Source organism: Streptomyces sp. NRRL B-24572 (genome assembly GCF_002156145.1).
GTDB lineage: Bacteria > Actinomycetota > Actinomycetes > Streptomycetales > Streptomycetaceae > Streptomyces > Streptomyces vietnamensis.
On sequence record NZ_MWIG01000085.1, the window covers coordinates 261 to 13,295 of the forward strand.

Genomic DNA, 13,035 nt, shown 5'->3' on the forward strand with positions numbered 1-13,035 from the left:
CCCGCGCCCGAACTGCCGGGCTCCACCCAGTCGCTGCCCCTCGAACCGCTCGGCGCCGCCACCCGCGCCCTCGGCGGGGCGACCGGCCCGGGCGAGCAGGGGCTCACCCGACGCGACGTCAGGCCCTTCTCGCTCGTCGGCGTCGTCTGGGACGACCCGGCGGCCCCGCTGCACGGCACCGTGCAGGTCCGCACCCGGGCCGCCGGCGGCGGCGCCTGGTCGGACTGGCAGGACGTCGAGACCCACAACGAGGAGCACGGTGCCGACCCCGACACCGCGGAGGGCTCCGCCCGGACGCACCGCGGCGCCACGGCCCCGCTGTGGGTGGGCGACTCGGACGGCGTCGAGATCCGCGTACGGGGGGAGGAGCGGCTCCCGGCGGGCCTGCGCCTCGAACTGGTGGACCCGGGGCAGGCCCCCGCGGCCGAGCCCGGAGCCCCTCGCACCCGCAGCGCCACGACTCCGGCCGCCCGGGCCGGCATGACCGCGGCGGAGGCGGCCGCGACCGCGGTGAACGCACGGCTGGCCCCGTACGGCGCGACCTGGATCCCGGCCCTCTCGAAGAAGGAGACCGAGCTCACGGCCCGGAGCATGCCGCAGGCGCAAGCGGCTCCCGCCGTCCCGGCGGCCGCCGCGGCGAAGCCGTACATCGGCCCCCAGCCGAAGATCATCACCCGTAAGGGCTGGGGAGCGGACGAGAGCATCCGCGAGAAGGGCTTCGTCTACACGAAGACCATCAAGGCGGCCTTCGTCCACCACAGCGCCACCGGCAACAACTACACCTGCAAGCAGGCCCCCTCCGTCCTGCGCAGCATCTACCGCTACCACGTCAAGAGCATGGGCTGGCGGGACTTCGGCTACAACTTCGCCGTCGACAAGTGCGGAAACATCTACGAGGGCCGGGCCGGCGGCGTCGCCAAGCCGGTCATGGGCGCCCACACCCTCGGCTTCAACACCAACAGCATGGGCATCGCCGTCCTCGGCACCTTCAGCAAGAGCAACCCGCCGGCCGCCGTCGTGACCGCCGTCGCGCGCCTGACGGCCTGGAAGCTCGGGCTCCACGGGGTGAACCCGAAGGGCACGTCGTATCTGGTCTCAGGGGGCGGGAACCTGTACAAGAAGGGCACGAAGGTACGGTTCAACGCGATCGCCGGACACCGTGACGGATTCGCCACCGAGTGCCCCGGCGTACGGCTGTACGGCAAGCTCGGCACGGCCCGCACGAGCTCGGCGAAGTACCAGGGAAGGCCCTGAAGGCTCCGACCGGGTCACTGGTGGGGTCGCTGATGGGTCACTGATGGGTCATGGAGGCAACCATCTGCATAAACTGACCGGTCATATCGCACGGACGACCGAACGGGCGAGCTGACGGGCCCCGAACAGGAAGCAGAGACGACAAGGTGACAGAAGCGATCCTCCTGGTCGGTGGCAAGGGCACACGGCTGCGACCCCTCACGGTCAACACGCCCAAGCCCATGGTCCCGGCGGCGGGCGTCCCCTTCCTGACCCACCAGCTGGCCCGGGCCCGCGCCGCCGGCGTCGAGCACATCGTGCTCGCCACGTCGTACCTGGCCGAGGTCTTCGAGCCGTACTTCGGGGACGGCTCCGCCCTCGGCCTCAGCCTGGAGTACGTCACCGAGGAGGAGCCCCTCGGCACCGGCGGCGCGATAAGGAACGTCGCCTCGCGCCTCCACTCGGGCCCCGACGAGCCGGTCCTCATCTTCAACGGGGACATCCTCACGGGCCTGGACATCCAGGCCCTCGTCGCGACCCACTCCTCCTCCGGCGCGGACGTCTCGCTCCACCTCACCCGGGTCGAGGACCCGCGCGCCTTCGGCCTGGTCCCCACGGACGACACCGGCCGCGTCACGGCCTTCCTGGAGAAGCCGCAGACGCCGGAGGAGATCGTCACGGACCAGATCAACGCGGGCGCGTACGTCTTCCGCCGTTCGGTCATCGACACGATCCCCACGGGCCGCCCGGTCTCGGTGGAACGAGAAACGTTCCCGGAGCTCCTGTCCTCCGGCGCCCACCTCCAGGGCATGGTCGACTCGACCTACTGGCTGGACCTCGGCACCCCGCAGGCCTTCGTCCGCGGCTCCGCCGACCTGGTCCTGGGCCGCGCGCCCTCCCCGGCCGTCCCGGGCCGCTGCGGCGACCGCCTGGTCCTGCCGACGGCACGCGTCGCCCCGGACGCCAAGCTGACCGGCGGCACGGTGGTGGGCGCGGACGCGGTGGTGGGCGAAGGCGCCCGGGTGACCGGCTCGACCCTCCTCGCGGGCGCGATCGTCGAACCCGGCGCGGTGATCACGGACTCCCTGATCGGCGCGGGGGCGCGCATCGGCGCGCGTACGGTGGTGAGCAGGGCGGTCATCGGCGACGGCGCGCAGGTGGGCCCGGACAACGAACTCCGAGACGGCGTCCGCGTCTGGTGCGACGCCACCCTCCCCGCAGGCGCGGTCCGCTTCTCGTCGGACCAGTAGAACCAACTGCGGGCGGTCGCGCCCCGCCGTTGTGGGCAATCGTTCCGCAGGGCGGAACGGGTGGGCACAACGGACCCGCGCCCTGCCGGCGCCAGAGGCTTCCGGGCCTGGACCCGCACCACGTCGTGCGGCGCCGCTGGGGTGCGGGTCCAGGCACAGGGGGCGGGGACGCGGCCCCACACGGCGGCGGGGCACCGCCCCGCACGGGCGTGGGCCCGCAGGGGCGCGGGCTACGCTCGTACCCATGGCCGGCCGCTTCGCACCGAAACCCACGCGCACGACGACGCGCGGCGGCCACCTCCCCGTACCCGGCACAGAAGACGCCCCCCTCGACCTCGGCCTCACCCTCGGCCCTCTCCGCCGCGGCCCCGCCGACCCCACCTTCCGGGTGACCCCGGACGGCTCGGTGTGGCGGGCCAGCCGCACCCCGGACGGCCCGGGCACCCTCCGCATCGGCGTGGGGGAGGCCGAAGCCTGGGGCCAGGGCGGCGACTGGCTCCTGGACCGCCTCCCGGCCCTCCTCGGCGCGGAGGACGACCCGACCGCCTTCGTCCCCCGCCACAAGCTGCTCCTGGCGACCCACCGCCGCCGCCCGGGCCTGCGCCTGACCCGTACCGGTCTGGTCCTGGAGTCGCTGATCCCGTCGGTCCTGGAGCAGAAGGTCACGACGACCGAGGCCTACGGCTCCTGGAGGGCGCTCGTACGGAAGTACGGCGAACCGGCCCCCGGCCCGGCCCCCGAGGGCATGTACGTGATGCCCGACGCCCGCACCTGGACGCAGATCCCGTCCTGGGAGTGGCACCGCGCGAACGTCGACGGCAAGCGTTCGGCCACGATCGTCCGCGCGGCCAGGGTGGCGGCCCGCCTGGAGGAGGCCGCGCACATGGACCCGCCGGCGGCCCGCAAGCGCCTGGAGCTGGTCCCGGGCATCGGCGCCTGGACGAGCGCGGAGACGGTCCAGCGCAGCAACGGCGCCCCGGACGAGGTCACCACCGGCGACCTCCACCTGCCGGGCATCGTCGGCTGGGCGCTCGCGGGCGACCGTACGGCGGACGACGAGACGATGCTGGAGCTCCTGGCCCCGTACGCCGGCCAGCGCCACCGCGCGGCCCGTCTGATCCTCCTCAGCGGCCGCGTACCACCGCGCCGGGCACCCCGCAGGGCGCCCGGCGACATCACGGGCCTCTAGAGGACCGTCACCGCACCTCGACGAACTCCGAGGCGAGCCGCGCCGGTCGTTCCTTCGGCGGAGCCGCCGGACGGCCGATCGCCACCGCGCCCATCGGGTCCCACTCCTCCGGCAGCCCGAGGACCTCCCGTACGACGTCCCGGCAGAACATCGTCGAGGACACCCAGGCCGAGCCCAGCCGCTCACCCGCGAGGGCGACGAGGAAGTTCTGCACGCCCGCGCCCGTCGCCACCACGAACATCTCGCGCTCGGCGGCGTCCCGGCGCGGGTCGCCGTAGTGGTGGGAGCCGTCCATGACGAGGCAGGGCACGGCGAGGTAGGGCGCGTTGCGCAGGACGTCCCCGCGCCGGACCCGCTTCGCGACGGACTCCTCGGACTTGCCGTCCCGCCGCAGGTCCGCGATCCACGCGTCCCGCATCGCGTCGAGCAGCCGCGTCCGCGACTCCGCCGACTCCAGGAGCACGAACCGCCACGGCGTGGTGTGGTGCGGCGCCGGGGCCGTCACGGCGGCGGCGACCGCGCGCCGTACCGCCCCCGGGTCGACCGGCTCGTCGGTGAACTCCCGTACGGTCCGCCGCAGCGTCACCGCCTCCCGTACGGCCTCCGAGGTCCCGAGCCGGAACATGTCGTCGGCGGCGGAGCGCACGAGCGCCCGCGCGCCCTCCTCGGCGTCGCCGCCCACCACGTGGGGCAGCCCGCGCACGACGGCGACCGGGAGCCCGGCCGCCTTGCCCTTCACCAGGTCGCCGGCGGCGGCGAGTTCGTCGGCGGTGGCGACGACGGTCGCGCTCAGCGGATTGCCGTGCGCGTCGGTCCCGCCGCGCAGGTCGTCGAGGACCCGCACGCCGGCCGCGCCGATCGCCACGTCGGTGAGTCCGTTGCGCCAGGGCCGCCCGAAGGTGTCCGTGACGACGACGCCGACGTCGACGCCGAGCGCCTCGCGCAGCCCCGAGCGGATGCGGCGCGCCGAGGCGTCGGGGTCCTCGGGCAGCAACAGCACGGTCCCGGAAGGGGTGTTGGAGGCGTCGACCCCGGCGGCGGCCATGACGAGCCCCTGCCGGTTCTCGACGACACGGAGGGTGCCGCGCCGCGCCACCACCCGTACCGTCTCGGCGTCGATGGCCTCCTCGCGGTCGTCGGCCGCGATCACCCGGCCCTCGGCCTTGCTGACGATCTTCGAGGTGACGAGCAGGACGTCCCCGTCGGCGAGCTCCGGCGACACGGAGGCGATCAGCTTGGCGAGGTCGTCCCCGGCGGCCACCTCGGGCAGCCCGGGCAGCGCCCAGACCCGGTACGAGGGAGCGACGCCGCTCACCCCCGCACCACCTCCGCAAGGGCCAGCGCCTCGCGGGCCATCGCGGTCGTCGCGTCCACGTCCGTCATCATCAGCGGCACCGCGCGGCACGCGATGCCCGCCGCCTCGACCTCCGCGACCGCACCCGCGTCCACGGTGTCGACGAGCCAGCCGCCGACGAGTTCGGCGCCGTAGTGCAGGGCCACCGCCGCCGCCGTGGACTCCACGCCCACCGCCGCGAGGACCTTGTCGGCCATGCCGCGCACGGGCGCGTCGCCGACGATGGGGGAGAGGCCCACGACCGGCGCCCCGGCCGCGACGACCGCCTCGCGGATCCCGGGCACGGCCAGGATCGTCCCGACGCTCACCACGGGGTTGGACGGCGGGAAGAGGATGACGTCCGCCTCGGCGATGGCCTCCAGGACGCCCGGCGCGGGCTTCGCGGCCTCCGCGCCGACGGGCACGACGGCCTTCGCGTCGACGGAGGCGCGCAGCTTCACCCAGTACTCCTGGAAGTGCACCGCGCGCTGCTCGCCGTCCACCTCGATCGCCACGTGCGTCTCGACGCGGTCGTCGGACATGGGGAGGAGCCGGACGCCGGGCTGCCAGCGGGCGCACAGCGCCTCGGTGACGGCGCTCAGCGGGTAGCCCGCGCCGAGCATCTGCGTACGGACGATGTGGGTGGCGAAGTCACGGTCGCCGAGGCCGAACCACTCGGGCCCGACCCCGTACGCCGCGAGCTCCTCCTTGACGGCGAAGGACTCGTCCGTGCGTCCCCAGCCCTGTTCCTCGTTGATGCCACCGCCGAGGGTGTACATCACCGTGTCCAGGTCGGGGCAGACCTTCAGCCCGAAGAGATGGATGTCGTCACCGGTGTTGCCGATGACCGTGATCTCCGCGTCCGGCGCGGCCTGCTTGAGGCCGCGAAGGAAACGGGCACCACCGATGCCGCCGGCCAGAACCACAATGCGCATGCGGACAGTCTGTCAGCCGAAGGCCGATCCCATGAGGGGTGGTCGGGAGGCGGGCGGGCCCGTCAGGCGTGGACGACTCCCGGGGCGGCCGGGGCGCACTGCGCCTGGAGCGACTCGTGCATCGGCATCTCCGTGAGCCCCGGGTAGTACACGTGCAGGCTGACGGCCGGTTCGAGGGAGTCGTTGGCGACCTCGTGGACGTACCCCGGTGCGAAGACCCGCTGCGCGCCGCCGGCGAGCGTCCGTACACCCCGGTCCGTACGCTCCGTCAGCTCGCCCTCCAGGACGGTCAGCACGCCGGAGGAGAGGCCGTGGTCGTGGAGCCCGCTTCCCTGGCCCGGCACCCAGGAGAGCAGCCACACCTCGTAGCCGGGGCCCGTGCGCAGGCGGTGGTACCAGCGGGTGGTGGCGTCGTACTCGACGTACGGGGCCCACTGGGAGCGGTCGCCGGCGATGGAGCGGGCGAGGCCGGCGAACTCGGCCACGGTCTCGGGGTGGGCGCGCTCGGGCTGGAGGAGGTGCGGGACCTCGAGGATGTCGCCGGCGATCTGAAGGTCGCTGTCCATGTTCATGGGGTGGGGAGGTTCCTCAGCAGAAACAGAAGCGGTGGGGGGTCACGGAAGAGAGGTGACACGGGTGACGCAGGGTGACGCTGGGGGAGAAGTCGGAGCTCTACGGCCCCGACAGCTGGAGCTCTACGGCATCAACAGCTGGGACAGCAACAGCAACAGCGCGCCTGGACAGCGCGGCGGAACCCACGGCTGTGGGTCGCGGAGGGCGCTGTGGTCGCTGGCATGCCATCAAAGGTGGCCGGAGGGACACCCGACTGTCAACTCAATGCCCGATTTGGGGGCAATGTTTCACCTCATCCGGTTACAGTGCCCGGAGAAAGGTTTGTTCAGGCGCGGACCAGGAGAGATGGCGCTTCGGTCGCGCCCTCAAACATGGGCGGGCGCGATCGGGCGGTGATCCAGATCACTTCCCCGGTCGGATCGCAACAAGATCCAAGTCTCGGACGTCCTCCCCTGTGAGGACGGCGCGGCGTGATCGGGCCAGCGGCATGTGTCACGTTTTTTGGTGATTTGAACACTTTCCGCATAGGCTTGGTTCCGCAGAGTGAATACGAGGCCCAATAGCAGATCTCGGCTTGACTCGCACAGAGCACAAACTTGTAATTTCACTCGTGTCGTTCGGCCGGGTTCGTCCCGGCAACATCACGGGACGCACAGAACAGACGAGGGGCGCACATGACCGAGTTGTTCCAGGAACTGCTGGTCGAGGACGCGGACGAGGAACTCGGCTGGCAGGAGCGCGCGCTGTGCGCCCAGACCGACCCCGAGTCCTTCTTCCCCGAGAAGGGCGGCTCGACCCGCGAGGCCAAGAAGGTCTGCCTCGCCTGCGAGGTCCGCTCCGAGTGCCTCGAATACGCCCTGCAGAACGACGAACGGTTCGGCATCTGGGGCGGCCTCTCCGAGCGCGAGCGACGCCGTCTGAAGAAGGCCGCCGTCTGAACGGCACCCGGGCGCCCCGGCGCGCGCACCAGGACATGACGAACGGTCCGCCCCCTGTGCTCACGACACAGGCGGCGGACCGTTCTGCTCGTCCGGCGCGACCCACACCCCTCCGATGCGCCCCGCACCCTTCCGCACGGTCTGTCCACAGGGCGGCGGACCGCTCCGCGTGCAGCCGTTAGTGTGGGCCTCCGTCCGAGACGCTCCCCACGCCCCCCGCGGGCGACCCCGGCCGGAGGGCCCGTAGCTCGATGTCCTCAACTCCTGAGTTTCCGCGACACGTCGTCACCGCCGTGCTCGTCACCCACGACGGCGCCCGCTGGCTGCCCGACGCACTCGCCGGGCTGCTCGCCCAGGAGCGCCCCGTGCAGAACGTGGTGGCGGCCGACACCGGCAGCGCCGACGACTCGGCGCAGCTCGTCGCCGACGCCATCGGCGCCGACCGCGTCCTGCACCTCGCGCGCCGCACCGGCTTCGGCGCCGCCGTCGAGGAGGCGGCCCGCACCGCGCCCCTGCTCGGACCCGAGGACCTGCCCTATCTGAAGCGCCCCAGCGGCTGGGACCCCGTCAGCCGCACCTGGAACGACGAGGCGTACGACCTCCCGGACCTCCCGCACGGCGAACCGGTCCAGTGGCTCTGGCTCCTCCACGACGACTGCGCCCCCGAGCCCGGCGCCCTCGCCGAACTCCTGCGCGTCGCCGAGTCCGACGCGGACGCCGCCGTCATCGGTCCCAAGCTGCGCGGCTGGTACGACAGGAAGCAGCTCCTCGAAGCCGGCGTCAGCATCGCCCGCAGCGGCCGCCGCTGGACCGGACTCGACCGCCGCGAGCAGGACCAGGGCCAGCACGACCAGGTCCGCTCCGTCCTCTCCGTCTCCACCGCCGGCATGCTGGTCCGCCGCGACGTCTTCGAGGGCCTCGGCGGCTTCGACCGCCGCCTGCCCCTCATGCGCGACGACGTCGACCTGTGCTGGCGCGCGCACTCCGCCGGCTTCCACGTCCTCGTCGCCCCCGACGCCGTCCTGCGGCACGCCGAGGCCTCCGCCCGCGAGCGCCGCACCGTCGACTGCGCGGGACGCACCGCAGCGAACCCGCACCGCGTCGACAAGGCCGGCGCCGTCCACACCCTCCTCGCCAACACCCGCGGCCGGGCCCTCCCGTACGTCTTCGTACGGCTCGTCCTCAGCACCCTGCTCCGCACCCTCGCCTACCTCGTCGGCAAGGCCCCCGGCCAGGCCGTCGACGAGGTCATGGGCCTCCTCGCGACCCTGCTGCGGCCCGAGAAGATCCTCGCCGCCCGCAAGCGCCGCAGGAACCCGGCCGTACCCACCGGCGAGTTCCGCGCGCTCTTCCCGCCGCCCGGCGCCACCGTCCGCGCCACCGTCGAGCAGATCGCCTCCCACTTCGGCGGCGCCGAGGCCGACACCGGCGGCTCCCGCCACGGCGTCGTCGAGTCGGGACCCGGCGGCGACGACGCCGACTACCTGGAGATCGAGCAGTTCGCCCGGCTCAAGAAGATCGCCCGCAAGCCCGGACCGGTCCTCTTCGCCCTGCTCCTCCTCGTCTCCCTGGTCGCCTGCCGCAACCTCTTCGCCGGCGGCTCGCTGGCCGGCGGCGCCCTGCTGCCCGCCCCCGACACCGTCTCCGGCCTCTGGTCGCGGTACGCCGACGCCTGGCACGCCCTCGGCACCGGCGGCACCCAGACCGCCCCGCCCTACCTCGCCGTCCTGGCCGCGCTCTCCGCGCTGTTCCTCGGCTCCACCTCCACCGCGCTGACCCTGCTGCTCGTCTGCTCGGTCCCGCTCGCCGGCTTCACCGCGTACTTCGCCGCCCGCGGCATCGTCGAGTCCCGGCTCCTGCGCGCCTGGGGCGCCATCGCGTACGCCTTCCTGCCCGCCGCCACCGGGGCCCTCGCCGCCGGCCGACTCGGCACCGCCGTCCTCGCGATCCTGCTCCCGCTGATCGCCCGCGCCGCCGTCGCCGCCCACGGCCTCAACCGGCCGCGCGGAGAGCGCGGAAGCTGGCGCGCCACCTGGGCGTACACCTTCCTGCTCACCTTCGCGACGGCGTTCACCCCGGTCGTCTGGCCGCTCGCCGTCCTCCTCGGCCTCGGCGTCCTCGCCGTCCGCCGCGACGACATCACCGCGTACGGACTCCGCTTCCTGGCCGCCGTCGGCACCCCGATCCTGCTCCTCGCGCCCTGGTCGCTCACCCTCCTCACCGACCCCGGTGCCTTCCTGCGCGAGGCCGGCGTCGACGTCCGTACGGGCACGGCCACCGCGCTCGACCTGCTCGGCACCAGCCCCGGCGGCCCCGGCACCACCGGCGGCCTGCTCCTGATCGGCCTCGTCCTCGCCGGCCTGGCCGGCCTCCTGCGCGAGGAGCGACAGCTCGCCGTCCGCACCGCCTGGACCGCCGCCCTCGCCGGACTCCTCTTCGCCGTCCTCACCAACGGCGCGGGAGGCACCGGCTGGGCCGGACCCGCCACCCTCGTCTACGGCGCCGCCCTCATCGCCGCCGGCATGATCGGCGCCGAGGGCGGCCGCACCCGCGTCGCCGCCCACGGCTTCGGCTGGCGCCAGCCCGTCGCCGCCCTCATCGCCCTCGCCTGCGCCCTCGGCCCGGCCGCCGCCGCCGTCACCTGGATGATCGGCGGCGCCGACGGCCCGCTGACCCGGCGCGACCCGGTCCAGGTCCCGGCCTTCGTCGCCGAGGAGAGCGGCACCCGCGACCAGCCCCGCACCCTCGTCCTCGGCGGCAGCACGCCCGGCGAGGTCGCCTACACCCTCGTCCGGGGCTCCGGCGCCCGCCTCGGCGACGCCGAACTCACCGAGACCGCCGAAGCCGACCCCCGCCTCGACGGGGTCGTCGCCCGACTCGTCGCCGGCTCCGGCGCCGACCAGACCCAGGAGCTCAGCGGCTACGCCATCCGCTACGTCCTCGTACGGGACGGGGCACCGCGCCAGATGAGCCGCGTCCTCGACTCCACCCCCGGCCTCAGCCGCCTCAGCCAGCTCGACGGCAGCGCGCTCTGGCGCGTCGACCGCGAGATCGCCCGCGTCATGATCGTCCCCCCGGCGGCCAAGGACGGAACGAAGACCGCGGAGGAGACCGCCAAGCCGGTCACCGTCGCCGCAGGACCCGTCGAGGCACACGACGACATCCCGGCGGGCCCCGCCGGCCGCGTCCTGCGCCTCGCCGACCGCGCCGACGACGGCTGGACCGCCACCCTCGACGGCAAGGAACTGGCGCGGACCACCGTCGACGGCTGGGCCCAGGGCTTCGAACTCCCCACCGGGGGCGGCCGCCTCGACCTCACGTACGACGAGCCGCTCACCCACACCGCGTGGATCTGGGCCCAGGCCGGCCTCGCCGTCGTCCTGCTCGTCCTCGCCCTGCCCGGGCGGCGCCGCGAGATCGACGACGACCTCCCCGAGGAGGAGCTCGCCATCCCCGCCCAGGCGACCGAAGGCGACGGCCGCCGCGCCCGCCGCCTGCGCGCCGCCGCGGAAGCGGAGGCCGAGGCGAGCGCGGCGGCGGAGACCGCCGAGACCGCCGAGACCGCCGAGACCGCCCCCGACACCTTCGACGCCTTCGGGACCGCACAGGGCGCGCCCGCCCCCATCCCGGGGCAGCAGTCCTACGAGCCCCACGACCAGGGCGGGGACCGGGAATGGGACGGCGGCTACGACCCCGCCTACGCCCAGGCCCAGGAACAGCCGCAGACCCAGCCGTACGCCGAGCAGGGCTACTACCAGGACTACGCGACCGACCCGTACCAGCAGCAGCCGTACGCGTACCCCCAGCAGGGCTACGAGCAGCAGCAGCCGCAGCAGTACGACCCGCAGCAGTACGACCCGTACGGCGGCGGCTACGGCTACGGATACCCCCAGGGCCACGAGACCGAGCAGCGTCCCGACGGGAGCAGCAACCAGTGAAGCGCACGACCCTCTCCCTGATCGCGGGCGCCACGGCCCTCGCCGCCGTCACCGGCTTCGCGGCCCTCACCGCCCCGGACGGCACCGCCGCCACCGAGACGAAGGCCACCACCCGTCTGCCGGTGGAGCGCGCCGGCCTCGTCTGCCCGGCCCCCAGCACCTCCGAGGTGGCCGAGACGCGCTACACCTCGTACACCCCGACGGGCACGGGCACGGCCACGGGCCCGTCGAAGACCGAACAGCCCATGGCCCTCCTGCGCATCGCCACGAGAGGGCCGGCGGCGGGCGGCACCGGCAAGACCGACAAGAAGGCGAAGGCCCCCAAGGCCCCGGCCACCGTCACCACCCCGGGCAAGCCCGTCACGGCCCAGGCGGACGGCGGCTCGGTGCCCGCCCTCACCGGCGCCGCGACCGGCACCCTCGCCCCCGGCTGGACCGTCCAGCAGACCACCGTCGTCCCGGCGGGCGGCGCGCGCGGCCTCCTCGGCCTCGGCTGCGGCGCCCCCGACACCGACTTCTGGTTCCCGGCGGCCTCCACCGCCAAGGACCGCCAGGACTACGTCCACCTCACCAACCCGGACGACTCGGCCGCCGTCGCCGACATCGAGCTGTACGGCCCCGAGGGCGCCCTCAAGTCCCAGTTCACCGAGGGCATCCCGGTCCCCGCCCACTCCACCGTCCCGGTGCTCCTCTCCACCCTCACGAGCGAGGCCGGCCGGAAGGACGTCACCGTCCACGTCACCACCCGCAGCGGACGCGTCGGCGCCGCCGTCGCCGCGGCCGACGACAAGCTCGGCAGCGACTGGATCGCCCCGGCCGCCGACCCGGCGAGCAGCGCCGTGCTCCCCGGCATCCCGGCCGACGCCACCTCGGTGCGGCTCGTGGCCTTCGCCCCCGGAGACGACGACGCCGACCTCAAGGTCCAGCTGGTCACCCCGAGCGGCACGATCGTCCCGGCGGGCGCCGACTCCCTCCACGTGAAGTCCGGGATGACGGCCGCCGCCGACCTGCCGAACCTCACCCGGGGCACGGTGGGCTCCCTGCTGCTGACCCCGAGCGACCCGAAGAAGCCGATCCCGGTCGTGGCGGCCCTCGAGGTCGTGCGCGGCAAGGGCGAGAACACCGAGATCGCGTTCATCCCGGCGACCGCGGCCGTCTCCGCGCGCGCGACGGTCGCCGACAACCGCGCGAAGGGCTCGACGCTCTCCCTGACCGCCCCGGGCGCGGACGCCCAGGTCAAGGTCACCGCCTCGGCCGGCTCCGAGGGCGGCACGCCGGTGTCGAAGACCGTCACGGTGAAGGGAGGCACGACGACGGTCCTGACCGACCTCGTCCCGGCGGGCCTCAAGGGCTCCTACGCGCTGACGGTCGAACCGGTCTCGGGCGGCAAGATCCACGCGGCCCGCACGCTCGCCCTCCCGGAGGACGGCGTCCCGATGTTCACGATCCAGCCCTTCGTGGACGACCGGGGCACGGTAGAGGTCCCGACGGCCCACCAGGACCTGGGAGTCCTGGACTGAGCCTCCCGCCGTCGTGGGCCTGCGCTCCGCCCGTTGTGGGCGCCTCGTGCCGCCCCCGTTGCGGGCAGTCGTTCCTCCCCCGGACTCCGTCCGGGAGGTACCCCCTGGGCAAGGGGGTCCCCCTGC

At 74.0% G+C, this 13,035-nt stretch carries 9 protein-coding genes; 6 read left to right on the forward strand and 3 right to left on the reverse strand.

Features of this window, described 5'->3' with window-relative positions; translation table 11 throughout:
• The 3 genes from CCN56_RS05440 to CCN56_RS05450 all read left to right on the forward strand — a co-directional run.
• A partial coding sequence (locus CCN56_RS05440; RefSeq protein ID WP_256961774.1) for a peptidoglycan recognition protein occupies positions 1-1,254 on the forward strand: 1,254 nt, incomplete at its 5' end.
• 146 nt (positions 1,255-1,400) lie between these two features.
• On the forward strand, positions 1,401-2,483 hold the full coding sequence (locus tag CCN56_RS05445; RefSeq protein ID WP_086824125.1) for an NDP-sugar synthase: 1,083 nt from the start codon (positions 1,401-1,403) through the stop codon (positions 2,481-2,483).
• 244 nt (positions 2,484-2,727) lie between these two features.
• Entirely contained in the window at positions 2,728-3,672 is a 945-nt protein-coding gene (locus CCN56_RS05450; protein ID WP_086824127.1) for a DNA-3-methyladenine glycosylase, read from the forward strand.
• Between the two features lie 7 nt (positions 3,673-3,679).
• Here the strand turns inward: CCN56_RS05450 and CCN56_RS05455 are convergent, their stop codons facing one another.
• From CCN56_RS05455 to CCN56_RS05465, 3 genes are all read right to left on the reverse strand, one after another.
• A complete protein-coding gene (locus tag CCN56_RS05455; protein ID WP_086824128.1) occupies positions 3,680-4,987 on the reverse strand; it encodes a coenzyme F420-0:L-glutamate ligase in 1,308 nt (435 codons plus the stop codon).
• On the reverse strand, positions 4,984-5,940 hold the full coding sequence (gene cofD / locus CCN56_RS05460) for a 2-phospho-L-lactate transferase (RefSeq protein ID WP_086824130.1): 957 nt from the start codon (positions 5,938-5,940) through the stop codon (positions 4,984-4,986). The genes CCN56_RS05455 and cofD overlap by 4 nt, the downstream gene beginning before the upstream one ends.
• A gap of 62 nt (positions 5,941-6,002) precedes the next feature.
• A complete protein-coding gene (locus CCN56_RS05465; protein WP_086824131.1) occupies positions 6,003-6,512 on the reverse strand; it encodes a cysteine dioxygenase family protein in 510 nt (169 codons plus the stop codon).
• 675 nt (positions 6,513-7,187) lie between these two features.
• Here CCN56_RS05465 and CCN56_RS05470 point away from each other — a divergent pair.
• The 3 genes from CCN56_RS05470 to CCN56_RS05480 all read left to right on the forward strand — a co-directional run bounded on the left by CCN56_RS05470 (position 7,188) and on the right by CCN56_RS05480 (position 12,909).
• Complete coding sequence (locus CCN56_RS05470; protein WP_015033978.1) at positions 7,188-7,451, forward strand: WhiB family transcriptional regulator; 264 nt, start codon at positions 7,188-7,190, stop codon at positions 7,449-7,451.
• A gap of 251 nt (positions 7,452-7,702) precedes the next feature.
• Entirely contained in the window at positions 7,703-11,389 is a 3,687-nt protein-coding gene (locus CCN56_RS05475) for a glycosyltransferase family 2 protein (RefSeq protein ID WP_086824133.1), read from the forward strand.
• Positions 11,386-12,909 (forward strand): DUF5719 family protein, encoded by a 1,524-nt coding sequence (locus CCN56_RS05480; protein ID WP_086824135.1) that lies wholly within the window; start codon positions 11,386-11,388, stop codon positions 12,907-12,909. The genes CCN56_RS05475 and CCN56_RS05480 overlap by 4 nt, the downstream gene beginning before the upstream one ends.
• Positions 12,910-13,035 lie beyond the last annotated feature (126 nt).